Here is a 23,899-nt window from a genome sequence, read left to right as displayed (position 1 = left end):
TGAGAAGATGTGCGTTGAATCGGAACGGTGCACCCGCTTAGGACGATACGGAACTTGCGTTCCGATTGTCAACGAGGAGGATCTTGATGGAGAAGACCGGCCTTCGGGCGGACGCGCGGCGCAACCGGGCGAAAGTCCTGGCTGCCGCCGAAGAGGCGTTCGCCGCCGACGGGCTGGCCGTGCCGCTGGACGACATCGCGCGGCTGGCCGGCGTCGGGGCCGGCACCGTCTACCGGCACTTCCCCAGCAAGGAAGCGCTGTTCCAGGCCGTCGTCCTCGAGCGCATCACCCAGTTCACCGACGAGGCCCGCGGCCTCGCCGCCGCGGACGACCCCGGCGAAGTGTTCTTCGAGTACTTCGGCCGCGTCATCAAGCAGGCCTCGCTCAACCGCGCCATCTGCGACGCCCTCACCGAGGCCGGCGGCATCGGTTTCAAGGCCGACGCGGGTGACGACTTCCGCGCCGCCTTCGGCCTGCTGCTCGAACGCGCCCAGGCCGTCGGCGCCGTCCGTGCCGACATCGACGGCGACGACCTGCGGGCGCTCATGGTCGGCTGCCTCGCCGTCGAGCGGTACTCGCCGGGCAGCGGGCACCTGGTCCGCGTGGTCGTCGACGGACTCAAGACGCGGTGACCGGCAGGTCGCGCAGCTTCCGCAGCGGCCGGAGGACGGCGACCGACACGAGGATCCCGGCGGCGGCGACGTGCAGCGCAGCGCGCATCCCGAGCCACCCGGCCAGCCCGCCGCCGGCGAGGCTGCCGAGCGGGATGACGCCGCAGATCAGCGTCCGGATGGTCGCGTTGACCCGGCCCAGCAGCTCCGGCGGCGACGTAACACGCGAGTGCCCAGCCGCGGCCGGTGAACGGGTAGAGCTGGTACACCAGGCCGGTCAGCACCGCGAGACCCCAGAACGCACGTGCCGGGCCGATGCGCTCGCCGAGCCGCCGCGCGGCGCGAGGCCGACTTCGCGGCTGAGGAAGACGATCACGATCGCCAGGTGCACCGACTGGAAGAAGCTCGTCAACGCGTAGTACCCGCCGATGGCCTGCAGCACCGGATCGCCGCGGACCACTCGCAGACCTTCGCCGATCTCGCGGAGCAGGTGCCGCTCGCGAGGTTCCGGCCGCGCGTCGGGCGTCCGGATCCGGCGCAGCCAGAGCGCCGACCACAGGTAGCTGACGGCGTCGGCGGCCAGCGCCGTCGCGTTGCCCAGGGCTTGCACGATGAACCCGGCCAGGCTCGGGCCCGCCACCGCGGCCATGGACAGGTTCGTCGCGAGCCGGGCGTTGGCGTCGGGCACCTGCTCGCGCGTGACCAGCCGCGGCACGTACGTCTGGTGGGCGATGTCGAAGAACATCGTCAGCAGGCCGACACCGAGGACGGCCGCCAGCAGCTGGGGCAGCCCGAGGACGCCGAACAGCGCCGCGACCGGGATCGAGCCGATCAGCGCGGCCCGGCCGAAGTCCGCGGCGATCAGCACCGGCCGGTGGCGCACGCGGTCGCACCACGCGCCGGCCTGCAGCCGAGCTGACTCACCAGGTCGGCCGGCCACAACCGGCGGAAATCCCGGTTCCGCAACGCCCCCATGATCGTGAACCTGGCACATGAGCGCACTGGATGCAATAAAGTTGAGTCAAATACGCTCAAGGCGGACTGTGTGTAACAAGAGTTAAGATCGACGCGAGTTTCCTCGTACCTGCGCTTCGCGTGGCGAGGGGGTGCCCGGATGCACGGACGACCTAGCTGGGGCTCCGCTGTGGTGATCGGGCTGGCGGGCTTCGCCACCGGGTTGCTGGTCGCCGCGCTGCTCGTGGCCGGTCGTCCCACAGTCCCATCGCCGCAGGTCAGCGGTCCGACGTTGCTTTCCTCGACTCCCGTGGTGCCGATCACCGTGACGGCCCCGGCGCCCCCGGCCACGACGGTGACCGACGTCGAAACCTCGCCGCCGGTCACCTCGACCACGCTCGTCCAGGTGACGGTCCCGCCGCCGACGCCGTCGACGACCACCCCGGCCCCGACGCCGACCTCGACGTCCTTGGTGGTCATCACCAGTCAGGACTGATGCAACCGTGGTGCGGCCGGCACCGTCTGGTGGGCATGCGCGGAGTTCTGTGGCTCGTGGCGGTCCTGGTCCTCGCCGCCGGATGTGGTGGCGCCGGGGAGGGCCCGGGGTGCCCGGCGATCGGCGTCCGGGTCGGCGTCGGCCTGACGGTCCCGCCCGCGGCCGGGATCTCGCGCGCCACCTTGGAAGCGTGCTGGCACGGCCGGTGCGTGACGCGCCCGGCCGACCTCATGCCCGGCACCGCGGCGGGCAGCACGACCTGCGCGACCGGCGTCTGCTCCGCCCAGCAGACCGCGACGGGCGGGCTTCAGGGCTTCGTCGATCTCCCGGGCCTGCCCGCCGAGCCGATCCGGGTCACCGTGCGGTTCGACGACGGGCGGCCGCACACCACCGACGTGACGCCCGCCTGGGTCGAGCCGGGCGGCCCCGCGTGCGGACAGGCGGGGCCGCAAGCGCAGCTCGTGGTCGGGGCCGACCGCGAGATCCGGCCGAAGTAGCGCTCAGCCGACGTCGCGGCGGCGCCAGCCGGCCAGGCCCGCGCCCAGCGCGACGGCCGCGACCACCAGGAGCCAGACGAGCGGCGTCGCCACGAACTCCTGGCCCGGGAGCTTCGGCGGGTGCTGAAACGGCGAGACGTCCAGCGCGCCCTGCGGCAGGTTGACGATCGGGCCGAACAGGCTGATCAGCAGGGCCAAGGCCCCGACGCCCCACGCCGCGGCCGAGTAGGCCGGCCGCAGCCCGAAGAGCGTCACCGCCAGCGCGATCACCACCCACGTCGCGGGCAGCTGGACCAGCATCCCGCTCAGCATGTCGCCGACCGAGCCGCCGACGTCGTGCGTGCGCAACCCGTTGGCCAGCCCCAGGAACAGACCGCCGGCCAGCAGCAGCAACGCCGTGCCGAAGAACGCGAACAGCAGGTGGCCGCCCGCCCAGCGCAGCCGGCCGACGCTGGTCGCCAGCACCGGTTCGAGCCGGATCGCCGTCTCCTCGCCGCGCATCCGCAGCACGGCCTGGATGCCGTACAGCGACGCGACCATCGCGAACAAACCGGCCATCGTGGCGAGGAACGCCTGCGTGAGGCCGTGCGCGCCGCCGAGCCGTTCCATGATCTGCTGCGCCTGCGGGCTCGAGCCGACCAGGCCGCCGATGCCGCTGGCGATCGAGCCGAACACCGCGCCGACAACGGCCATCCCGATCGTCCAGCCGAACAGCGGGCCGCGGTGCAGCCGCCAGGCCAGGGCGAGCGGGGACCGCAGGCTCGCGGCCGCCCGCGCCGGGCCCGGCCGCGGCGGCAGGAAACCGACGCCGACGTCGCGGCGGGGCAGCAGCCAGTACCCGGCCGCGCCGACCACCAAGGCAAACGCCACCGGCAGCAGCAGCACCCACCAGCGTTCGCCGGCGAACGCGCGGATCTGCTGCACCCAGCCGATCGGCGACAGCCACGACAGCCAGCGAGCGTCCACAGTGGAGTCACCGGCGCCGCGCAGCAGGAATGCGGCGCCGACCACGGCGGTGCCGATCCCGTTGGCCGTGCGGGAGTATTCGGCGAGCTGGACGGCGACGGCGGCGACCGCGGTGAACACCAGCCCGGCCAAGGCGATCGACGCGCCGAAGGCGAGGGAACCGGCCGCGGGCAGACCCGCGCCGATCATCGAGCCGACCTGGATCAGCCCGATCAGCACGCTCGCCGCGCCGGCCACCAGGACCCCGGCGGTCAGCGCCGCGTACCGGCCGACGACCGCGGACGCGAGCAGCTCGGCGCGCCCGGTGTCCTCCTCGGCGCGCGTGTGCCGGGTGACGGTGAAGACCGCCATCAGCCCGATCAGCAGCGCCAGGAACCCGCACATGCGCCAGGCGATGAACCCGCCCGCGCTGGTCAGGTCGAAGGGCGGCCCGTAGAGCAGCGCGTACGACGGGTTGGCGTTCGCGCCCGCCTGCAGCGCGAGGCGGTCGGCGTCGGTCGGGTAGAACTGCGCGAACGTCTTGACGGTGCTCGCCGGGATGACGCTGAGCAGCACGATCCAGATCGGCAGGGTCACGCGGTCGCGGCGCAGCGCGAGCCGCGTCAGGTGCCAGGTGCCGGCGAGTTCGTGTGCCGGCGCGGGTTCGGTTTCGCGGGAGAGGGTCGCGGTCATTTCGCGCTCGCCTCGGTGGTGTAGTGCCGCAGGAACAGCTCTTCCAGCGTCGGCGGCTGGCTGACGAGGCTCCGCACGCCGACCTGGGTCAGCTGGCGCAGCGCCTCGTCGAGCGAGCGCGTCTCGACGTCGAACCGGACGCGGTTGCCGTCGACCTTGAGGTCGTGGATGTTCTCCAGGTTCGCCAGCCCGTTGGGCGGTCCGGCGAGCTCGGCCGTGATCGACGTCCGGGTCAGGTGGCGCAGCTCGGCGAGCGTGCCCGACTCCACGGTGCGGCCGTTGCGGATGATGCTCACCTTGTCGCAGAGCGCTTCGACCTCGGCGAGGATGTGGCTGGAGAGCAGCACTGTGCGGCCCTGCTCGCGCTCCTCCTGGATGGCGTACTGGAACGTCGCCTCCATCAGCGGGTCGAGGCCGGACGTCGGCTCGTCGAGGATCAGCAGGTCGACCCGGGACGCGAGCGCGGCCACGATGGCGACCTTCTGCCGGTTGCCCTTCGAGTACGTCCGCCCCTTCTTCTTCGGGTCGAGGTCGAACCGCTCGAGCAGGTCGGCGCGCCGCTTCTCGTCGAGGCCGCCGCGCAGCCGGCCGAGCAGGTCGATCACCTCGCCGCCGGAGAGGTTGGGCCAGAGGTTGACGTCGCCGGGCACGTAGGCCAGCCGGCGGTGCAGGCTCGCCGCGTCCTTCCAGGGGTCGCCGCCGAGCAGCCGGACGTCCCCCGAATCCGCCCCGGGATCCTTACGGAGCAGGCCGAGCAGGACCCGGACGGTGGTCGACTTCCCGGCGCCGTTCGGGCCCAGGAATCCGTGTACTTCCCCAGTAGGTACCTGCAGATCGAGGCCGTCCAAGGCCTTGGTCCGGCCGAACGACTTGTGCAAGCCGGAGATCGCGATGGCATTTTCCATGCTTCGGAAGCTACACTGATTTCACGAAGTTGTGAAGTTAAGAAAATGTCTAGACTGAGTGATCTTGACTGGGTGGTGCGAGAGGATGGCCGGATGACGACGCCTGACACGAAGCGAGATGAAGACGCCGTCCGCCGGTACGTCGAAAGCTTGGCCCTGGTGCTCTCGCAGATCGGGATGCAGCGCATGTCCGCGCGGGTGTTCGCGGCCCTGATGACCACCGACGAAGGCCGGTTGACCGCGGCCGACCTGGCCTCGCAGCTGTCGGTCAGCCCCGCGGCCGTCTCCGGCGCCGTGCGCTTCCTGGAGCAGATCGGCCTGGTCGCGAAGGAACGCGAGCCCGGCGAGCGCCGCGACCACTACCGCCTCTTCGACGACCTCTGGTACGCCACGTTCCTCAAGCGCGACCGCATGATCATCATGTGGCGCGACGCGGCCGAGAACGGCATCGACGCGCTGGGCGAGGGCTCGCCCGCCGGCGAACGGCTCGCCGAGATGCGGGACTTCCTGTCGTTCATGCTCGAAGAGCTCAACGGGATGTATGAGCGCTGGCACAAGATGCGCGAAGAGAAGAACCGCGCCAGCTAACGTCGAGGTGTGCTTCTCCTCCTCGCCGCCCAGGCGGTCTACGTCAAGCGGACGACGCCGCGGCTGCCCGGGGCCGCCGGGCCCGGCGACGGCGTCGTCGACGGCGCGGGGGAGCCGGTCCGGCTGGCCGTGCTCGGCGAATCCACAGTGGACGGTGTCGGCGCGGCCACCCACGAAGAGGCGCTGACCGGCTGCCTCGCCCGTGAACTCGCGAAGGGCGGCCGGGCCGTGCGCTGGCAGGCCGTCGGCAAGACCGGCGCCAACGCCCGGACCGTCCGCGCCGAACTGGCGCCGCTCGTGGAGCCCGCCGATCTCGTGGTGATCGCGCTCGGCGTCAACGACACGATCGAGCTGCGCTCCGCCGCGGGCTACCGCCGTGACCTGCTGGCCCTGGTCGTCGACCTGCGACGCCGCCTCGGCCCGGTCGAGGTCGTCCTCGCCGGGGTGCCGCCGATGGCACGCTTCCCCTCGCTGCCGCGGCCGCTGCGGGACGTCCTCGCCGCCCGGTCGACCGCGCTCGACGCCGCGGCCGCCGCCGTGGCGCGCGTCCCCGGCGTGACCCATGTACCCATGGCTCCCGATCTCCTCGACCCCGCGGCCTTCGCGTCGGACCGCTTCCACCCCGGGCCTGCGGGATACGCGCGGTGGGCGCAAACGCTTGCCGGTGCACTCTCGGTGATCAAGTAGCCGCATTCCGTCGAGCTTCGAAAAAACTTCGGCGTTCGTGTATCTGGGGGTCCCCCCACTGCGTCCTGTGGAGCAGCCAAGCACGGAGATCGGATCGCGGCAGGGGGTGCCGGATTCGGAGGAAAACGCGGTGGCCGGGAGCCGAGGGGGCCCCCGGACACCGTCGGCCGGGTGCCCTTCGGGGGAGGGGTCACCCGGCGGGGCCCGTTGGGGAGCGGGCCCGTGAGGGAGGGGAGTACCGGTCGGCGCGAGTCCACCCGCCCGCGTCGGCCGGTACCTCCCCCGCAGCCGTTGACCGCGAGCGTGACCGACGACTAAGAGACTTGATGTATCCGAGATCCACCTGCACGCTCCTTCCCCCCGAAGGACCCGCGATACTGCCGAAGCCGACTCGAAGACGTTTCCGAAGAGGGGCAGATACGGTGACCGACGTGCAAACCGCAGAGGTTGATCCTCCTTGGGAGGGCCTGACCGGCGCCGAGCTGCATGCCGCCTGCATGCACGCGGCGAGAGAAGGCGACCGCCAGGCGATGGCCCGCCTGGTCGACGAGCTCACCCCGCTCGTCTGGCACGTGGCCAGGGCGAACGGCCTCGACCGCTCGGTCGCCGAAGACGTGGTCCAGACCGTGTGGCTGGCCTTGTTCAGCCAGCTCGGGAAGCTGCGTGATCCCAAGGCGCTCGCCGCCTGGTTGATCACCACGACCCGGCGCGAGGCGACCCATCCCCACGGCCGCCGCATCCAGCCCGTCCCGCTGAGCGACGAGGTGGCCGACGCGATGCCCAGCACCCAACCGGCTCCCGAAGACGAAGCCGTCCGCGCCGACCGCGACCGCCGGGTCTGGCGCGCCTTCGTCCGGCTGCCCCACCGCTGTCAGGAGTTGCTCCGGCTGACCGTCCTCGCGGGCCGTGCGGAGTACCAGCTCGTCGCCGAAGCGTTGCGGATGCCGCGCGGCAGCGTCGGACCGACCAGAGGGCGCTGCCTCGACCAGATGCGCGATCTCCTCGCCAGTGAAGGGGGCAGCCGATGAACGACGTCGGGGCACCGGGAGGCACGGCCTCCGCGGACGACGAAATCCTGCTGGCCGACATCGGCCGCTTCCTCGACGAGCTCGATCCGCCGCCGGACGACCTCGTGCAGCGGGTCCAGTTCGCGCTCGCCCTGGAGGACCTCGACGTCGAGGTCGCCCGCTGGGAACGGCTCGACAACCTGGCCGGCGTACGCGGTAGCGGCACCGGGACGATCACCTTCACCGTCAGCGACCTCACCGTGATGATCAACCTGACCAAGATCGGCAAGCAGCACCGCATCGACGGCTGGCTGGTGCCGGCCGGCCAGTACGGCGTCGAGGTGCGCGTCGCCGAGCACGGGACGACGTCCACGACCGCCGACGAAGGCGGGCGGTTCGTGCTCGACAACGTGCCGCGCGGGACCACGCAGATCCTGGTGCACCTGGGTGACGTGACGTGCCGCCGGACCGTCGTGACGCCGACAGTCGTTCTCTAGCCCAGGAAGTCGGCGAGGGGGACGGGTGTGAGCCCGTCCTTCTTCGCCTGCTCGACGAACGCCGTGTAGTCCTCTTTGAACGTCTTCCGGAAGTGCATCAGCACGATGTCGCCCGGCTTGAGCTTGTCGCCGGCCTGGAACTGGACGTGGCCGTCGTTGACCGCGGCCGTCCACAGCACCGCGACGCGCATCCCGCACGCGGCCGCCGCGCGCAGCGTGGTGTGGTCGTAGTTGCCGAACGGCGGCCGGAAGATCGACGGCCGGACGCCGAGGCCCTTCTGGAAGTCGTCGGCGTCGTCGCAGATCTCCTTGCGCTGGAACTCGAACGGCTTGCCCTTGAGGTTCGGGTGGTCGACCGTGTGGTCGCCGAGCGTCGCGCCGGTCGCGTCGAGGATCTGCTTGAAGTAGGCCTCGTGGCCCTTCACGTACTTCTGGTTCAGGAACAGCACCGGGTGCGTGCCGGACTGCTGCATCAGCTTGAGCGCGTCCGGGTCCTTGACCGCGCCGTCGTCCATCGTGAGGAAGACGTACGGCTTGTCGGTGGTGATCTTGCGGACGACCTGGACCTCGCCGTTCGCCACGGCCGGCGCCTTCTGCTGCACGGTGCCGAACGCGTAGGGCCCGGACGGCGTCGAGCCGGGGCCGCCACCGGGCGCCGGGTTCGGCTGGCTGGGCTCGGGCGGCGCCGGCTGGGCGCTCGAACACGCCGTGAGCGCCAACACCGCCGCGGCCACCACCGCTGTCACTCTTCCGTGTCGCCTTTTGCTGAACATCCCCGCGTCCCCCTTTCGAAGGGTAGTCGAGGACTACCCGAAAGGGTGACGTTCAGGTGGGGCGCGAAGTTGCGTCAAACGATCTTGTGTGGCCTGACGCACCCAGGTCAGTGCCCGGTTTCGGCCGCCTTGACCAGCTTCGCCGAGAACAGCCGGATGACGTTCTTGAGCCCGGCGGCCAGGATCGGGCCGCTGCCGCGCACGGGCTCGGTGAACGAGCCGGTCCAGCGCAGGTGCGTGCCGCCGTCGACGGTCGGGGTGAAGAACACCTCGGCCCGGTAGTCCTTGATCGGGTTGTTCCCGAAGAACGTGTAGACGTGGCGGCGGTCCTGCTCGTACTCGACCGTCTCCTCCTTGATCAGCACCGGCCACAGGCCGACCGCGCGGACGGCGCCCACGCCGTTCGGCTCGTCGGTGCCCTGCCGGGCCCAGCTCGCCTGGATGATCAGTGGTTTTCCCCACTCCGCCCAGCGCGGGCCGTCGGCTTCGCGCGCGAACAGCGCCGACGGCGGCGCTGTGCTCGTGCGGTTGACCTCGAAGGAGTACTTGCGGCCCACCGGAACCTCCCACGTTGTTGACAGGTTGATAATTAAGCGTTCCCGGCAGCGTAGGTCAAGATGGGGGCGTGAGCACGCCGCGTCCCGACATCGCCGCGCCGCACTGGCTCGTCCAGCTGCTGCGGAGCAAACCGGTCCCGGTGCCGTGGAACATGGTCGCCCGGGCCGTGCTCGCCCTCGCCGTCCCGCTGGCGGTGGGCTTCGCCGCGGGTGACATCGCCGTCGGCGCCCTGATCTCGACCGGCGCGCTGCCCGCCGTGCTGTCCGAGTCCGCGGGCCCGTACCGCTACCGCGCGCGACGCCTGGGCGGCGCGACGCTCGCCGCCACCGCCGGGTACGTCGTCGGCCTGCTGACCGGCGGCACGCCGGCGCTGTCCGTGCCCGCGGTGATCCTGGTCGCCGCGGTGTCCGCGCTGATCAGCGCGGCCGGCAGCAACGCCTCGGTCGCCGGCCTGCAGATGTTCGTGTTCTGCGTGCTCGGCACCGGCCAGCACGCGACCGGCGTCCGCGTCGAGATCCTGTTCGGCTACTTCTGCGTCGGTGCCGCGTGGAGCCTGCTGGTCGCGCTCGTCACCTGGACGGTCCGCGCGACCAGCGCCGAACGCGGCGCCGTCGCGCACGTCTACGTCGAGCTGGCCGCGATGCTCTCGGCGACCGACGAGGCCGTCTCGCGGGTGGCCCGCCACCGGCTGACCACGGCCATGAACACCGCCTACGACCAGCTGCTCACCGCGCGCTCGTGGCTGTCCGGCCGCGACGCCGCGTACCGGCAGCTGCTCAACCTGCTCTCGGCGACGACCCCCGCGGTCGAGGCGTCGGTGGCGCTGGTCAACGCCGGCCGCCGGGTGTCCGGCGACGTCATCGACCACTTCGTCGCGCTCTCGGCCGCGGTGCTGGCGAGCCAGCCGCTGCCGGAACCGCCACCGGAGCCCGAGGACGACGCCGACCCGCTGCGGGCCGCCCTGTACGCCGGGCTGATCCGGATCGGGAAGGGTGACGACCGGAAGCGCCGGGAGCAGGCGCCCTGGTACCGGCGGCTGCGGGACTGGGGGCGCTCGCTGGCGTCCGGCCCGCTGACCTGGATCGCCGCCCTGCGGCTGACCCTGTGCGTCGCGATCGCCGAGGTCGTCGGCCTGCTCGTGCCGCTGGAGCGGTCGTACTGGCTCACCCTGACCGTCGGCATCGTGCTCAAGCCGGACTTCGGCTCGGTCTTCGGCCGCGCGGTGCTGCGCGGCATCGGCACGGTCGTCGGCGTCGGGATCGGCGCCGCCGTGCTGGTCGCGGGCGGGCGCGGCTGGATCCTGGTGGCGCTGATCGCGATCTTCGCCGGCGGCGTCGCGGTCGGGAAGGTGCGCAACTACGGCATCCTCAGCGCGTTCGTCACGCCGTTGATCATCCTGCAGATGGACCTGGCGAACACGGCGAGCTGGGACGTCGTCGTGGCCCGGCTGGTCGACACGGTGCTGGGCTGCGTGATCGTGCTCGTCTTCGGCTACCTGCTGTGGCCGGGAAGCCGGCGTCCCCAGGTCGGCGGCCGGCTGGCCGACGGGCTGGACGCCGTCGCGAAGTACGTCGAGTACGCCCTGGTCGAGGCGTCGTCGGGGGACGCGCGGCTGGCGCGGTCCCGGGCCCGGCGCGGCGCCTACCGGGCGCTGGCCGACCTGCGGACGGCGTTCCAGCAGGTCGTCGTCGAGCCGTCGGCCAACGGCCGCCAGGCGGTGGCGTGGTGGCCGGTCATCGCGGCGCAGGAACGGGTCGCGGACGCCGTCACCGAGGTCGGCGTCACGATCGGCCGCGGGGTGGCGCCGCCGGCGCCGTCGGACGTCGGGCTGCTGACCACCGCGATCGAGGAGCTGGCGTCGTCGATCCGCGAGCAGCGGACGCCGGAGTCGGTGCCGCTGCCCGACAGCGCACAGCTGGCCGGCGTGGTCGACCAGCTGGAGTCGGCGTTCGACGCGGTCCGCGGGCCGGACCTGGTCGAACACACGCCGTTGCGGCTGGTCAGGCGGTTTTTGCCCTACCACAGGCGGACGTGACATGAGTGCTGTTCAATGCACTCATGGGAATCGACTTCGACGCGTTGAAGGGCAAGGCCGAAGACGCCTTGCGGGAGCACAACGACAAGATCGAGCAGGGCCTCGACAAGGCCGCCGACTTCGCGAAGTCGAAGTTCGCCGGCCACGACTCGCAGATCGACGGCGGCGTCGAGAAGGCCAAGGACTTCCTCAACAAGTTCGACAACACCCCGGACAACCCGCCGCCCGCCCAGCCGACCCAGCCGTAGTTCCCGAAAGCCGTGAAGGACTCCTTCCCGGCTCTTAAGGCCGGTAAGGAGTCCTTCACGGCTTTTACTGGACCTCGCCGGTCGCGACGCCGTCCGCGAGGCCGGTGATCCGGCCGCCGCGCTCGCCGAGGGCGATCAGGCCGTCCCGGGCGTCCGGGGCGGCCAGGCTGATCCGGACGCCCGCCCGCTCGGCGTCCAGGCCGGCCGCAAACGCTTGCGCGCCTTCGTGTCCCGCGTTGATCGTGGCCGCCAGGCCGCCGGTCGAGGCCAGCGAACCGCGCGCGGCGCCGAGCCGGCCGAGGGCTTCGTCGACGATCGGGAGCAGCGCGTCGCGGTTTCCTTCGGTCATCGCGCGCACGAGGTGCGGGTTCGAGCCCGCGACGCGTGTCCCGTCGCGGTAGGAACCGGCCGCGAGCGACATCGCCAGCGGGCCGCCTTCGGCGCCGATCGTGGCGAGGATCGCGGCGAACAGGTGCGGCAGGTGGGAGATCCGCGCGACGGCTTCGTCGTGCGACTCCGCGGGCAGCGGCACCACGTGCGCGCCGAGGTCGAGCACCAGCTGCGCCACCTCGGCCCAGGCTTCGAGGTCCGTGTCGTCCTCGACGGCGACGACCCACGCCGCGCCCCGGAACAGCGAGGCGTCACTGGCCAGCCAGCCCGAGTGGGACGTCCCGGCCATCGGATGCCCGCCGACGTAGCGCGTGTACGGCACCCGGCGGCGGACGGCGTCCAGGACCGGCGCCTTCACGCTGGTGACGTCGGTGAGCAGGCAGTGCGACGCGTGCTGGGCGACCAGGCGCAGCAGGTCCTCGACAGCGGGCAGCGGCACGGCCAGCACGACCAGCGCGTCCTCGGCGGCGGCCCGGTGCAGCGCGGCCTCGACGTCGGTCGTGACGTCGAACCCCGCTCTGCTCGCCGCGTCGGCGTCCACTTCGGAAACCGCCGCTCCCCACGCCGTGCGGCCGCTCGCGGCCGCCGCGCGCAGCAGCGACCCGCCGATCAGCCCGAGCCCGATCACGCATACGTCTCGCACGGGGTTCATCCTGCCAGTGTGGGAGGCTCCCCGGGCTACAGCGCGGCCGCGAGCCGCGTGCCCTGGTCGATCGCGCGTTTCGCGTCGAGTTCGGCGGCGACGTCGGCGCCGCCGATCACGTGCACCGGCAGCCCCGAGGCCGTCAGCTCGTCGGCGAGGTCGCGCACGGGCTCCTGACCGGCGCAGACGACGACCGTGTCGACTTCCAGCAGCCGCGCCCGGCCGGCCACGGTGATGTGCAGGCCGGCGTCGTCGACGCGGTCGTAGGTGACGCCGGGAATCCGTTCGACGCCCTTCGCCTTCAGCGCGGCGCGGTGCACCCAGCCGGACGTCTTGCCGAGCCCGGCACCGATCCCGGACTTCTTGCGCTGCAGCAGGTAGACCTGCCGCGGTGACGGCTCGGGCTTCGGCTCGGTGAGCCCGCCGGGCGCGTGCTCGGGGTCGGCGACGCCCCATTCGGTCATCCACGCGTCGAGGTCGAGCGCGGGGGAGCCGAGGTGCGTGAGGAACTCGCTGACGTCGACGCCGATCCCACCCGCGCCGATCACCGCGACCCGGTCGCCGACCGGCTTCCCGTGCCGGACGACGTCGACGTAGGACAGCACCTTCGGGTGCTCGATGCCGGGCAGCGACGGCACCCGCGGCGCGACGCCGGTGGCCACCACGACCTCGTCGAAGCCGGTCAGGTCCGCCGCGGTGACGCGCGTGCCGAGGTGCAGCTTCACGCCGGTCACCTCGAGGCGCCGCTGGTAGTAGCGGATCGTCTCGGCGAACTCCTCCTTGCCGGGGATCTTCCGCGCGATGCCGAACTGGCCGCCGATCTCGTCGTCCGCTTCGAACAGTTCGACACGGTGGCCGCGTTCGGCGAGCGCGGTGGCGGACGACAGCCCGGCGGGCCCGGCGCCGACGACCGCGATGTGCTTGACGCGCCGTGTTGGGGTGAGCGTCAACGTCGTTTCGTGGCCGGCGCGGGGGTTCACCATGCAGGACACGAGCTTGCGCTTGAAGGCGTGGTCGAGGCAGGCCTGGTTGCAGGCGATGCAGGTGTTGATCTCGTCCTCGCGGCCGCTCGCGGCCTTCCGGATCCACTCCGGGTCGGCGAGGAACGGCCGGGCCATCGAGACGAGGTCGGCGTCGCCGTTCGCCAGCGCTTCCTCGGCCACCTGCGGCATGTTGATCCGGTTCGACGTCACCACCGGGATCCCGACGTGCGGTTTGAGCTTCCCGGTGACCCAGGTGAACGCGCCGCGCGGCACCGACGTGACGATCGTCGGCACCCGGGCCTCGTGCCAGCCGATGCCGGTGTTGATGATCGTCGCCCCGGCGGCCTCGACGTCCTTCGCGAGCGCGACGACGTCCTCCCACCGCTGGCCGCCCGGCACGAGGTCGAGCATCGAAAGCCGGTAGATGATGACGAAGTCGTCGCCGACTTTCTCGCGCGTCCGGCGCACGATCTCGACGGCGAACCGGCGGCGCTTCTCGGCCGTGCCGCCCCAGGCGTCGGTGCGCTTGTTGGTGCGCTCGGCCAGGAACTGGTTGATCAGGTAGCCCTCGGAGCCCATGATCTCGACGCCGTCGTAGCCCGCTTCGCGCGCGAGAGCGGCGCAGTCGGCGAAGGCGCGGATCTGCTGACGCACGCCGTAACCGGTCAGCGCGCGCGGCCGGAACGGGTTGATCGGCGCCTTGCGGCTCGACGCGGACACGCTGAGCGGGTGGTAGGCGTAGCGGCCCGCGTGCAGGATCTGCAGCGCGATCTTGCCGCCGGCCTCGTGGACCGGCGCCGTGAGCTGCCGGTGCTGCCGCGCCTCGGCGGACGTCGTCAGCTTCGACGCGAGCGGCAGCAGCCAGCCGGTGCGGTTCGGCGCGAACCCGCCGGTGACGATCAGCCCGACCCCACCGCGGGCGCGCTCGGCGTAGTACTCGGCCAGCTCGGGGAAGTGCGCGGCCTTGTCCTCGAGGCCGGTGTGCATCGAGCCCATGAGCACGCGGTTGCGCAACGTCGTGAAGCCGAGATCCAGCGGGGCCAGCAAGTTCGGGTAGTCGGTCATCACGCGTCCTTCTCGTGGTGGAGAGCAGCGAGAACTTCGTCGAACCACTCGACCTGGCCTTCTTCCACGCGGATGCCGCCGCGCAGGACCAGGTACTGGTGCAGGTGCCGGCCTTCGAGACCGGCCGGGGCGGGGAAGTCGCGCTTCTCGATCTGCCGGTAGACGTCGAGGCGTTCGGCGTGCGCGGCGCGGTGCCGGACGATCTCGGCCGCGACGGCCCCGGGATCGCCGAAGCTCGCGCCGCGGATCTTGACCGCGAGTTCGACGGGCCCGGCCGACGGGTCCGGCTCGGCGAGCCAGCGGACCAGTTCGGTGTGACCGCTTTCGCTGACCGTGTAGACCTTCTTGTCCGGGCGCCCCGACTGCGCGACGACGTCGACAGCGACCCAGCCGGCCTCTTCCATCCGCTTCAGCACGCGGTAGATCTGCTGGTGGGTGGCGCTCCAGAAGAGCCCGATCGACTTCTCGAACCGGCGCGTCAGCTCGTAGCCCGAGCCGGCGCGCTCGGACAGCGAAACGAGGATCGCGTGCTCCAAAGCCATGCTCCGAGGGTGCTATGCAACTAGGTGCAGTGCAACGAGGCGCGCATCACTTCACCCGCGCGAGTGACGCACTCCGTAGTTCTCAAAACGGGTCGACGAATCGCCGTAAAAGACCAGGATGGGAGGAGTGCACCCGGTACTCGAACTGATCTCCGAACGGCTGGCGACCGGCAGTGTCCCGGGCGAACGCACGGACGGCCGGCGCCTCGCGCTGGCCATCGAGGGCGGCAGCAGCCGGGGCACCTATTCGAGCGGCATGGTCCTGGCGCTGGACGAACTGGGGATCACCCCCGCGCTCGACGCCGTCTACGGCTCGTCGGCCGGCGCGCTGAACGGCGCCTGGCTGCTCTGCGGCCGCTCGTCGACGGGCGTGCGGACCTGGTGGAATCCGGTCGTCATGCGGCGGATCATCAACCCGCTGCACACCCTGCGCGGCCGCGCGGTGATCGACCTCGAATACCTCGTCCACCAGGTCTATTCGGTGCTGGAGCCGATGGACTTCCCGGCGATCCTGGCCAACACGGTGACGTTCCACCCGCTGGCCACCGACGCCGACACCGGCGAGTCCACCGACCTGCACCCCTTTCTGGACGACGTCGACGCGATCAAGGTCGCGCTCGCCGCGTCGTCCTGCATGCCGGTGCTGGCCGGGCCGCCGATCCCGATGGCCGGGCGCCGGTTCGTCGACGCCGGGGTGGCCGAGCCGATCCCGTTCCGCACCGCGCTCGCCCAGGACGCGACCGACGTCCTGGTGCTGCGCACCCGTCGCGCCGACGAGCTGCCGCTGCGGCCGCCGCGGGTGCAGGACGTCGTCGTGCCGCGATTCCTGCGCCGCCAGGCGCCGGGCACCATCACCGCCTGGCACGACACCTACCGCCGGGACGTCGAAGACGAGGAGATCCTCGCGACCGACCCGCGCATCCTCAGCGTCCGGCCGCCGATGGGCGCGCCGGACGTGGCGGTGCTGGAACGCGATCCCGAGGTGCTGCGCAAGGCCGTCGACCTGGGCAAAAGCGCCGTCCTCGACGTCCTGGAAGGTCTGCGCGAAGCGTCTTAGACGCGCACGGCGTGGTGCGCGCGCGACTGGACGACCAGCCGCTGCGCCCCCAGCGAGACGGCCAGGTAGAGCAGGATCGACGCGGTGCCCAGGCCCTTCGCGCTGCTGTCGATCAGCGCGTCGAGTCCGATGTGGACACCGATGCCGGCCGGCCACAGCACGATCGTGAGCCAGGTGCCCTGGCGGAACAGCTGCCCGTCCTGGCGCCAGAGCCGCACGGTGTACCCGCGGACCACGCCGAACCCCGCGGCCAGTACCAGGCTGCCGACGAGCAGGCTGATCACCAGGCCCGTCGACGACGCGGACTTGAAGAACGCGCTCAGCTGGAGCACCCCGAGCACCAGCAGGATCAGCAGCACGGTGGGCCTGCGGTCCTCCCGGACCGGGCGCTTCTGCGTCTGACGCCACAGGATCCAGGCCAGGACGACGAGTCCGATGAGGATGTTGACCGAGCTGTTCACGAGCGTTCCCCTTCGCGGTGCGTGGGCACCACGGTGCTCGCGTCGGCGCCCCGGAGCGTCAACCCCGGGGTGGAAGCCGGGTGGATCAGGGCTTGCGGGCGATGCCGCCGATCACCCGCGACTCGGACGGCGAACCGGCGAACACGGTCCGCGCGTCCGGGTGCCACGCCGGCGCGTAGACGAGCCCGGGCTCCAGCATCGGCCAGCCGCCGAAGAAGCGTTCGAACTCGGCCATCGGCCGCAGGAAACCCGGGTTGGTCGTGGTCTCGTAGTACTCGAGCAGGTCGATCAGTGCCTGCCGCTCGTCGTCGTTGACCGGGTTCTCGTTGGTCATCTGCGACAGCACCAGCAGCGAGCCGGGGGCGAGCTTCCGGCGGTAGAACGCGAGCAGCCGGTCGGGCTCCTGGTCGTCCTTGATGAAGTGCATGACGGCGTTGATCACCAGCGCGACGGGCTGCCGCACGTCGATGATGGCGGACGCACCCACCCGGGCCCAGAGGTCCTCGGGCTGCAGGAAGTCCGCGGCGATCGCGTGGTGGCGCTCCGGGTCGGCGGTGTCGGCGAGCAGCAGCGTCGAGTGCGCGAGGGCGATGGGCTCGTTGTCGATGTAGAGCACGTGCGTGTCGAGCTCTTCGCGCGTCTCGTCGGCGACTTCGTGCACGTTGCCGGCCGTGGGCAGCCCGGAACCGATGTCGACGAACTGCCGGATGCCGGCACGCACGCACTCGCGCACGGCGCGGCCGAGGAACTGGCGGCTGGTCAGGCAGTACTCGCCCATGAGCGGCAGCCGGGCGCGGACCTTCTCGGCGAACGCGCGGTCGATCGCGTAGTTCGTGTTCCCGCCGATGAAGTAGTCGTAGATCCGGGCGGCGGACGGCCGGTCGAGACTGCTCTCGACGGCTTTGAGCGCGTCGTCGTGGTTGATCATTCGCGTCCCCTGACTGCTTCGTGGCCCATGCTAACGACGGCCGGGGACAGCGTGATCACGCCGGGGACAAGGCCTCCCGATAGGCGTTCACGGATGCGGTCAAACGGTCGAGTTCGCCGCGCATCCGGGCGAGCCCGGCCGCGTCGAGGCCCATCGCGTCGCCGATCACGTTCGGGACGCCGACGGCCTTGTCGCGCAGCGCCTTCCCGGCGACGCTGAGGCTGACCATGACGGCGCGCTCGTCGTCCTCCTGCCGGTTGCGCTCGACGAGCCCGGCCGCGTGCAGCCGTTTGAGCAGCGGCGACAGCGTGCCCGAGTCGAGGTTCAGTTCGGCGCCGAGCTCCTTGACCAGGCGGTGGTCCTGCTCCCAGAGCGCCAGCATCACGAGGTACTGGGGGTAGGTCAGGTCGAGCTCCGCCAGGACGACCCGGTACAGCGACGTCACCGCGCGGGACGCCGAGTACAGGCCGAAGCAGAGCTGGTCGTCCAGCCGAAGTGAGCCGTTCTCCGTCATGGCGGCCTCCTCTCTCGTAACTCTCCATGGTCCCCGATCGGGTGTTGCACGGCAACTTAAGTGCCCCTGATCTCATTGAGTGTCATTGAGTTGTGCACAACTCAGTTGAGGGCTACGTTTGTGCCATCAGGTTGCTCCACCCGCCCCGAGGAGGCAGGCATGACCGCCAACCCGCACCACATCGCCCTGGAACCGGCCGCGCAGGCGTTCGCCGAGGCCGCCGACCAGCCGCCGTACCTGTTCCAGCTGCCGCCGGAGGAGGGGCGCAAGGCCGTCGACGGCGTCCAGGACGGCGAGATCGCCATGGCCGACGCCGAAATCGAGGTCCTTCGGGTGCCGGGCGGTCCGACCGGCGAGGTCGAAACCCGGATCGTCCGTCCCGCGGGTGTCGAGGGTCCGCTGCCGGTGATCGTCTACGTCCACGGCGCGGGCTGGGTCTTCGGCGACTTCCACACCCACCAGCGCCTGGTGCGCGAACTGGCCGCCGGGACCGGTGCCGCCGTCGTCTTCCCGGAGTACGACCGCTCACCGGAGGCGCGATACCCGGTCGCCATCGAGCAGAGCTACGCCGTGGCGAAGTGGGTCGCCGAGCACGGCGCCGAGAAGGGGCTCGACACCACGCGCATCGCCGTCGCCGGCGACTCGGTCGGCGGGAACATGACCGCGGCGCTGACCATCCTGGCCAAGCAGCGCGGCGACGTCACCTTCCGGCAGCAGGTGCTCTTCTACCCGGTGACCGACGCGAACTTCGACACCGAGTCGTACACGAAGTTCGCCGAGGGCTACTTCCTCGGCCGCGAAGGCATGAAGTGGTTCTGGGACCAGTACACGACGGACCCCGCCCAGCGCGCGGAGATCACCGCGTCGCCGCTGCGCGCGTCCCTCGAAGAGCTCGCCGGACTGCCGCCGGCCCTCGTGATCACCGGCGAGGCGGACGTCCTTCGCGACGAAGGCGAGGCGTACGCGGCGAAGCTGCGTCAGGCCGGTGTGCCCGTCACTGCCGTGCGGTACCAGGGGATCATCCACGACTTCGTGATGGTGAACTCGATGCGCGAAACCCACGCCGCCGAAGCCGCGATCACGCAGGCGATCTCGGTGCTGTCGCGCGCGTTCGCGAAGTGAATTCCTGAGAGAACGCTGAGCGAGCACCGCGTTGCGGCCCTATGACGGAACTCACAGGGCCGCAACGCATGTGGTGGGTCAAACGTGCTATATACGCGAGTCCCGCATTCCGGGCGCGCATTCCTGCCCGCCTGGAAGGACCCGTCCCATGCACCTCAGCAGCATCCGGCTGGACTCGCCGGTCAACATGATCGTGGTGGTCGTGCTGACGCTGCTCGCGATCATCGCGGTGCCGTGGTTCTGGGACCGCTGGAAGCGCAAGCGGCTGTGGCGCAGCGCGACGATCCTGCTCGCGGTCGTCCTCCTGGTCGTCTCGGCCGGCATGGCGGGCAACATGATCGGCGGGTTCTTCCCGACGGTCGGCTCGCTGCTCGGCACCGGCGTCTACTCCGCGCAGGGCACCGACGCCGAGGCGGCGCAGAACGGCGAGGACCTCGAGAAGCTGCGGGACACCGCGGTGGCGCACGCCCGCGAGGGCAAGGGCACGGTCGTCCACATGAAGGTGACCGGGCGCCGGACCAAGATCACCCGCGACGTCACCGTCTACCTGCCGCCGCAGTACTTCGACGCGGGCTTCAAGGACCTCAAGTTCCCGGTGATCGAGTGGATCCCGAACTACCCGTCCGGCCCCGAGGTCGTGACCGCGGGCTACCACCTGCCGGAGCAGCTGGACGCGGCGATCGGCAAGCGCTTGCTCACCCCGACGGTGGTGGTCGTGCCGGACCCGACCGGCGTCCCGAAGGTCGGCCACGACACCGAATGCGTCGACGAGGTCAACGGAACCGCGAACGACACGTACCTGACCGCGGACCTGCGGGACTGGGCGCTGCAGAAGCTCGGCGCGGCGCCGGACCGCCGGGCCTGGACGATCGCGGGCTGGTCGTCCGGCGGGTACTGCGCGATGAACCTGGTGACGCGGCACCCGCAGTGGTACGGGCAGGCGGTCAGCGTCAGCGGTTACGACAAGGCGCAGGTCGATTCCGAGACCGAGGACCTCTTCCACGGCCGGCAGGACATCAACGACGCCAACAACGTCCGGCTGAACGTGCGCCTGCACCCGTCGCCGGTGGACATCCTGGCCATCGCGGGTGACAAAGAGAGCTACGAAAGCTTTGCCATCGACCAGATCCGCAACGCGGCTCGGCCGCCACTGCGGTTTTCGTCGTGGCGGATCCCGGACGCCGGCCACAACATGAACACCTTCAAGTCCCAGATCCCCGACGTCCTCGCGTGGATCGGCGCGCACAGCTCGGCTCCCGGCCCGGTCGGCCGACAGGTCGAGACCACCGGCGGCGTGCAGCCCTGGCCGTTGCCGCGCTCGGGCGCGCACGGCGCGCTGGCCGACACCGACCAGTAGCCGTTATTCGTCCACTGAGGACGGTCCGGCGATTTCCGACATCGTTGTCATCGGTGTGGTGCCAGTGATCGGACGTCTGGGGGTTTTCGCCTCGTTTCGCGCACAGTGGTCGCGGGGTACCTGGGTGCGGTGACAGTCGTCACCACATGCTGGGAAGGACTGGAGTCATGGCTCACGCGAAAGGCGCACGCATCCGGGTTCGCGGCCTGCAGCCGGCGCAGGTACTGGCCGGACTGGCCGGGATCGCGTTCATCATCGTCGGCATCATCGGATTCACCAGGACCGGCGTCGGGAACTTCGCCGGTCACCACGACGCCGGGTTGTGGCGGTTCTCCGGCAACCCCCTGACCAGCCTCGTCCGCGTCGTCACCGGCGTGGTCGGTCTGCTGCTCGCCTTCGGTTCGGGCCGCGCCCGGACGTTCGGCTGGCTGCTGTTCATCGGTTACGGCGCCCTGTTCGTCTGGGGCCTGATGATCGACGGTCTCATCTCGAACAACCCCTTCGCCACCGCCGGCAACCCGATGGACCTCGGCCGGGCCGACACCTGGCTGCACCTCGGTGTCGCCGCGCTCGGTCTGCTGATCGCCGTCCTGCCGGCCCGCCGCACCATTCTCGTGCCCGAGGAAGACGAGGTGGTCGACGAGCCGACCGTCGTCGAGCAGCGCACGGACCGCGTGGTGGACAACGACCGCGTGACCGAGAAGCACCACGTCGCGAACGACGACCGCGTCGCCGTCGCCGACACCGAAGAGCCGCGTCGCCGCTCGTTCCTGCGTCGCCGGGACAACGTGGAACGAGGCCCGGAAGTCGCTCGTGAAGAGCGTCCGCCGGGCCTCGCGCACTAGATCAGATCCTTCGGGTGGTCAGGGCTTTCAGTAGCTGTAGCCGCCCGAAGAGTCGTTGGAGCTGCTTCCCGTACCGCCGCTGCTGGCCGGAGCCTGGCTGGTGGCGGCGGTCGCGGGGTTGGTGCCGAGCTTGCAGCCGGCGGGCTCGATGACGAACCAGGTGCCGTTGACGCCCATGCCGTTCGCGTCGCCCGGCTTCAGGTCCTTCGAGAAGGTGTAGACGGGCCAGCCGCCGATGGTGACCTGCTCGGTGCCGTCCGCGCGCTTGATGCTGCCGAGCAGCTTCGAGTCGATGCCCTGCAGTTCGACCTTGCCGTTCGACAGGACCGCGGGCCAGGTCTTGGCGCAGTCGCCGTTGCAGGCGGAGGTCTTGGCCTTCTTGGTGTCCTTGGTGAACAGGTAGAGCGTCATCCCGTTCTGGTCGGTGATCGCGTCACCGAGGCCGTCGATCTTGGTGGCGCTGAGCTTGACGACGCCGGCTTCGGTGCCACCGGTCGCGGCCTGCCCGGCCTTGCCACCCTTGGCGTTCGAGGCGTACCAGGCGCCACCGACCCCCTGGCCGGTCGCGTCACCGGCCTTGGTGTCCTTGGCGTAGCGGTAGAGCGCCCACCCGCCGACGGTGATCTGCTCGGTCCCGTCGGCCCGGGTCACCTTCCCGACGAGGCTCTTGTCGACCCCCTGCACCTGGACGTCCCCGCTGGCCAGCATCGGCGGCCAGGCCTTGGCGCAGTCGTCGGCGCAATTGGACTTCGGCGGCTTCGCCGTGTCCTTGTCGAACCGGTAGAGAGTCATGCCGTTCTGGTCGGTGAGGACCTGGCCCACGTTGGCGACATCGGCGACGACGAGTTTCGACTCGTTCGACGCCGGGGCTGCGTTCCCGATCTGGCCGCCGCCAGTGCCACCAGCAGCCGCCGGAGCGACAACGGGCTGTGCGGTTTCGGCGCCCGAGCAAGCGGTGAGCACTGCCAGCCCGGCTGCCGCAGCGGCGACGGAGACGGCGATGCGCGTGCGAAGCATGGAAGTTCTCCTTGTGTCCGTAGGGTTTTCCGCCGCTCGGTGCGGCTGCCTGATACCCACTACACGGACACTCGGCGAAGGCGGTTCAAAGTATTTTCGCGGACCTTCCGGCCCAGGCCGAGGCGCTGAGCCCAGCCGCGGGTCGCCTTTACTACGCGTCGCGACCTGCTGCTCGCCGCCCGCCCGCGGCGCTGCTCGCAGTTGTGTCGGCCTCTACCTGCCCGCGGCTTCGCCCGCCGTCGTGCCGGTCGTGGTGTCCGCCGTGGTGCCGGCTGTCGTGCCGGCCGCCCTGTCGTCGCCCAGGGCGCGGTCGACCAGAGCGGGCGCCGCACCGGTGTAGCCGGCCGGATCGAGAAGCCCGTCGAGCGCTGCCGGGGTCAGCACGCCGGTGATGGCGGGTACCTCGTCCAGCACCTCACGCAGCGGCCGGTCCTCACGCACCGCCCGCTGGGACGCCTCACCGAGCAGCTCCTTGGCGGCGGCCTTCCCGAGCAACGGCGCAAGCACAGCCGAAAGCCGTTCGGAGACGATCAGCCCATGCGTCGACGCCAGGTTGTCCCGCATCCGGCCAGGCTGCACGATCAGCCCCCGCGCCAGCTCGACGGCCGTGTGCGCGGCGCCCCCGGTCAACCGCAGACACTCACGGACGAGCAGCCACTCGGCATGCCAAACCCCAGCCGAACGCTCATCCTCGGCGAGCATCGACTGCGTGACACCGGCAGCCAGCACCGGCACCTGCAGCGCGGCCGACCGGATCAGCGTCGCCAGCACGGGGTTCCGCTTGTGCGGCATCGCCGTCGACCCACCCCGCCCATCGGCAACAGGCTCGGCAACCTCGCCGAGCTCGGTCCGGGTAAGCGTCTCGACGTCGACCGCCAGCTTCCCCAGCGCGCCGGCCGCGAAGGCAAGCGCCCCGGCGAGGTCCACGACGGGCGTCCGCAGCGAGTGCCACGGCAGCACGGGCGCAGCCAGCCCGGTCTCCTCGGCAAACGCCGCGGTCAGCCGCTCCGCATACCCAGCATCGGCCGGCCTTGCGCCCGCCGGCCCACGGTCTGCAGTCGCCGCGCCCGCAGGCCCAGCACCCGCGGGCTCGATAGGTCCGGCGTCCGCGAGTCCAGCGTCAGCCGACCCGGAGTCGGCGGGCACGCCAACGGCCGACCCGGCGCTGGCAGCCACTCCGCCAGCAGGCCCAGAGCAGGCAGGCACGCCTGCGGGACGCCCAGCCTTGCCAAGCCCAGCGTCATCCGGCTCAGCAACGGCAGGACCAGCATCGGCGGGTTCGCCAACGGCCCACCCGGCATCAGCGGGTATGCCAACGGCCGGCCCGGAGTCGGTGGGCACGCCAACGGCCGACCCGGCGTCAGCCAGCCCTGCGTCAGCCAGCGCGGCGTCAGTCAGCCCTGCGTCAGTCAGCCCCGCGTCAGCCAGCCCCGCGTCAGCCAGCCCTGCGTCAGTCAGCCCTGCGTCAGTCAGCCCCGCGT

The 23,899-nt window shown here is 71.1% G+C and carries 26 protein-coding genes; 13 read left to right on the top strand and 13 right to left on the bottom strand.

All coding sequences use genetic code 11. The features are described from left to right. Positions 1–86 precede the first annotated feature (86 nt). Entirely contained in the window at positions 87–632 is a 546-nt protein-coding gene (locus OG494_RS35245) for a TetR/AcrR family transcriptional regulator (RefSeq protein ID WP_328446138.1), read from the top strand. Between the two features lie 256 nt (positions 633–888). Here the strand turns inward: OG494_RS35245 and OG494_RS35240 are convergent, their stop codons facing one another. Further along, positions 889–1,494, bottom strand: a complete 606-nt coding sequence (locus tag OG494_RS35240) for an MFS transporter (RefSeq protein ID WP_328446136.1) — start codon at positions 1,492–1,494, stop codon at positions 889–891. 231 nt (positions 1,495–1,725) lie between these two features. Between OG494_RS35240 and OG494_RS35235 the strand changes: the two genes are divergently transcribed. Both OG494_RS35235 and OG494_RS35230 read left to right on the top strand, forming a co-directional pair. Next, the gene (locus tag OG494_RS35235) at positions 1,726–2,061 is read left to right on the top strand and encodes a hypothetical protein (protein WP_328446134.1); all 336 of its coding nucleotides are present in this window, start codon (positions 1,726–1,728) and stop codon (positions 2,059–2,061) included. 35 nt (positions 2,062–2,096) lie between these two features. Further along, positions 2,097–2,558, top strand: coding sequence for a hypothetical protein (locus tag OG494_RS35230; protein ID WP_328446132.1), 462 nt, complete (start codon positions 2,097–2,099; stop codon positions 2,556–2,558). Between the two features lie 3 nt (positions 2,559–2,561). Here the strand turns inward: OG494_RS35230 and OG494_RS35225 are convergent, their stop codons facing one another. Together OG494_RS35225 and OG494_RS35220 are read right to left on the bottom strand one after the other, a co-directional pair. After that, entirely contained in the window at positions 2,562–4,196 is a 1,635-nt protein-coding gene (locus OG494_RS35225) for an ABC transporter permease (protein ID WP_328446130.1), read from the bottom strand. Then, on the bottom strand, positions 4,193–5,101 hold the full coding sequence (locus tag OG494_RS35220; protein WP_328446128.1) for an ABC transporter ATP-binding protein: 909 nt from the start codon (positions 5,099–5,101) through the stop codon (positions 4,193–4,195). The genes OG494_RS35225 and OG494_RS35220 overlap by 4 nt, the downstream gene beginning before the upstream one ends. A 93-nt stretch (positions 5,102–5,194) precedes the next feature. On the opposite strand from OG494_RS35220, the gene OG494_RS35215 reads away from it, so the two are divergent. The 4 genes from OG494_RS35215 to OG494_RS35200 all read left to right on the top strand — a co-directional run bounded on the left by OG494_RS35215 (position 5,195) and on the right by OG494_RS35200 (position 7,880). Beyond that, positions 5,195–5,689: a GbsR/MarR family transcriptional regulator gene (locus OG494_RS35215; RefSeq protein ID WP_328446126.1), complete on the top strand. Its 495-nt coding sequence runs from the start codon at positions 5,195–5,197 to the stop codon at positions 5,687–5,689. Between the two features lie 9 nt (positions 5,690–5,698). Then, positions 5,699–6,376: an SGNH/GDSL hydrolase family protein gene (locus OG494_RS35210; RefSeq protein ID WP_328446124.1), complete on the top strand. Its 678-nt coding sequence runs from the start codon at positions 5,699–5,701 to the stop codon at positions 6,374–6,376. Positions 6,377–6,798: 422 nt separating this feature from the next. Next, positions 6,799–7,404 (top strand): RNA polymerase sigma factor, encoded by a 606-nt coding sequence (locus OG494_RS35205; RefSeq protein WP_328446122.1) that lies wholly within the window; start codon positions 6,799–6,801, stop codon positions 7,402–7,404. Then, a complete protein-coding gene (locus tag OG494_RS35200; RefSeq protein WP_328446120.1) occupies positions 7,401–7,880 on the top strand; it encodes a carboxypeptidase regulatory-like domain-containing protein in 480 nt (159 codons plus the stop codon). The genes OG494_RS35205 and OG494_RS35200 overlap by 4 nt, the downstream gene beginning before the upstream one ends. Here the strand turns inward: OG494_RS35200 and OG494_RS35195 are convergent. Together OG494_RS35195 and OG494_RS35190 are read right to left on the bottom strand one after the other, a co-directional pair. Continuing rightward, the gene (locus OG494_RS35195) at positions 7,877–8,617 is read right to left on the bottom strand and encodes a polysaccharide deacetylase family protein (RefSeq protein ID WP_328459116.1); all 741 of its coding nucleotides are present in this window, start codon (positions 8,615–8,617) and stop codon (positions 7,877–7,879) included. The genes OG494_RS35200 and OG494_RS35195 overlap by 4 nt on opposite strands. 143 nt (positions 8,618–8,760) lie before the next feature. Next, the gene (locus OG494_RS35190; RefSeq protein WP_328446119.1) at positions 8,761–9,210 is read right to left on the bottom strand and encodes an SRPBCC family protein; all 450 of its coding nucleotides are present in this window, start codon (positions 9,208–9,210) and stop codon (positions 8,761–8,763) included. A 68-nt stretch (positions 9,211–9,278) separates the two neighbouring features. Between OG494_RS35190 and OG494_RS35185 the strand changes: the two genes are divergently transcribed. Together OG494_RS35185 and OG494_RS35180 are read left to right on the top strand one after the other, a co-directional pair. Beyond that, positions 9,279–11,246, top strand: coding sequence for an FUSC family protein (locus OG494_RS35185; RefSeq protein WP_328446117.1), 1,968 nt, complete (start codon positions 9,279–9,281; stop codon positions 11,244–11,246). 23 nt (positions 11,247–11,269) lie between these two features. Further along, positions 11,270–11,494 carry an antitoxin gene (locus OG494_RS35180; protein ID WP_328446115.1) on the top strand — a complete coding sequence of 75 codons (225 nt, stop codon included), beginning with the start codon at positions 11,270–11,272 and terminating at the stop codon, positions 11,492–11,494. 64 nt (positions 11,495–11,558) lie between these two features. Here the strand turns inward: OG494_RS35180 and OG494_RS35175 are convergent, their stop codons facing one another. From OG494_RS35175 to OG494_RS35165, 3 genes are read right to left on the bottom strand one after another with little or no spacing between them, the layout of a single operon-like run. Then, complete coding sequence (locus OG494_RS35175) at positions 11,559–12,536, bottom strand: prephenate dehydrogenase (RefSeq protein ID WP_328446113.1); 978 nt, start codon at positions 12,534–12,536, stop codon at positions 11,559–11,561. Positions 12,537–12,562: 26 nt separating this feature from the next. Beyond that, positions 12,563–14,575: an NADPH-dependent 2,4-dienoyl-CoA reductase gene (locus tag OG494_RS35170; RefSeq protein ID WP_328446111.1), complete on the bottom strand. Its 2,013-nt coding sequence runs from the start codon at positions 14,573–14,575 to the stop codon at positions 12,563–12,565. Continuing rightward, positions 14,575–15,117 (bottom strand): PadR family transcriptional regulator, encoded by a 543-nt coding sequence (locus tag OG494_RS35165; RefSeq protein ID WP_328446109.1) that lies wholly within the window; start codon positions 15,115–15,117, stop codon positions 14,575–14,577. The genes OG494_RS35170 and OG494_RS35165 overlap by 1 nt, the downstream gene beginning before the upstream one ends. A gap of 127 nt (positions 15,118–15,244) precedes the next feature. On the opposite strand from OG494_RS35165, the gene OG494_RS35160 reads away from it, so the two are divergent. After that, positions 15,245–16,174 carry a patatin-like phospholipase family protein gene (locus tag OG494_RS35160; protein WP_328446107.1) on the top strand — a complete coding sequence of 310 codons (930 nt, stop codon included), beginning with the start codon at positions 15,245–15,247 and terminating at the stop codon, positions 16,172–16,174. On the opposite strand, the gene OG494_RS35155 is transcribed toward OG494_RS35160, so the two are convergent. From OG494_RS35155 to OG494_RS35145, 3 genes are all read right to left on the bottom strand, one after another. Next, positions 16,171–16,635, bottom strand: coding sequence for a hypothetical protein (locus tag OG494_RS35155; protein ID WP_328446105.1), 465 nt, complete (start codon positions 16,633–16,635; stop codon positions 16,171–16,173). The genes OG494_RS35160 and OG494_RS35155 overlap by 4 nt on opposite strands. A gap of 85 nt (positions 16,636–16,720) precedes the next feature. Then, on the bottom strand, positions 16,721–17,563 hold the full coding sequence (locus tag OG494_RS35150; RefSeq protein WP_328446103.1) for an SAM-dependent methyltransferase: 843 nt from the start codon (positions 17,561–17,563) through the stop codon (positions 16,721–16,723). Positions 17,564–17,618: 55 nt separating this feature from the next. Next, a complete protein-coding gene (locus OG494_RS35145; RefSeq protein WP_328446101.1) occupies positions 17,619–18,077 on the bottom strand; it encodes a MarR family winged helix-turn-helix transcriptional regulator in 459 nt (152 codons plus the stop codon). A gap of 159 nt (positions 18,078–18,236) precedes the next feature. Here OG494_RS35145 and OG494_RS35140 point away from each other — a divergent pair, with 159 nt between their 5' ends. The 3 genes from OG494_RS35140 to OG494_RS35130 all read left to right on the top strand — a co-directional run bounded on the left by OG494_RS35140 (position 18,237) and on the right by OG494_RS35130 (position 21,401). Beyond that, positions 18,237–19,199, top strand: coding sequence for an alpha/beta hydrolase (locus OG494_RS35140; protein ID WP_328446099.1), 963 nt, complete (start codon positions 18,237–18,239; stop codon positions 19,197–19,199). Between the two features lie 148 nt (positions 19,200–19,347). Continuing rightward, a complete protein-coding gene (locus tag OG494_RS35135) occupies positions 19,348–20,556 on the top strand; it encodes an alpha/beta hydrolase (RefSeq protein WP_328446097.1) in 1,209 nt (402 codons plus the stop codon). Positions 20,557–20,723: 167 nt separating this feature from the next. Further along, complete coding sequence (locus OG494_RS35130) at positions 20,724–21,401, top strand: DUF4383 domain-containing protein (RefSeq protein WP_328446095.1); 678 nt, start codon at positions 20,724–20,726, stop codon at positions 21,399–21,401. Positions 21,402–21,428: 27 nt separating this feature from the next. On the opposite strand, the gene OG494_RS35125 is transcribed toward OG494_RS35130, so the two are convergent. Together OG494_RS35125 and OG494_RS48485 are read right to left on the bottom strand one after the other, a co-directional pair. Further along, complete coding sequence (locus OG494_RS35125; protein ID WP_328446092.1) at positions 21,429–22,418, bottom strand: SCO0930 family lipoprotein; 990 nt, start codon at positions 22,416–22,418, stop codon at positions 21,429–21,431. Positions 22,419–22,631: 213 nt separating this feature from the next. Further along, positions 22,632–23,564: a lyase family protein gene (locus OG494_RS48485; RefSeq protein ID WP_442874514.1), complete on the bottom strand. Its 933-nt coding sequence runs from the start codon at positions 23,562–23,564 to the stop codon at positions 22,632–22,634. Positions 23,565–23,899: the final 335 nt, after the last annotated feature.

The sequence above is a fragment of the Amycolatopsis sp. NBC_00438 genome (assembly GCF_036026695.1).
Lineage (GTDB): Bacteria > Actinomycetota > Actinomycetes > Mycobacteriales > Pseudonocardiaceae > Amycolatopsis.
This window is presented reverse-complemented; position numbering and strand designations above follow the sequence as displayed.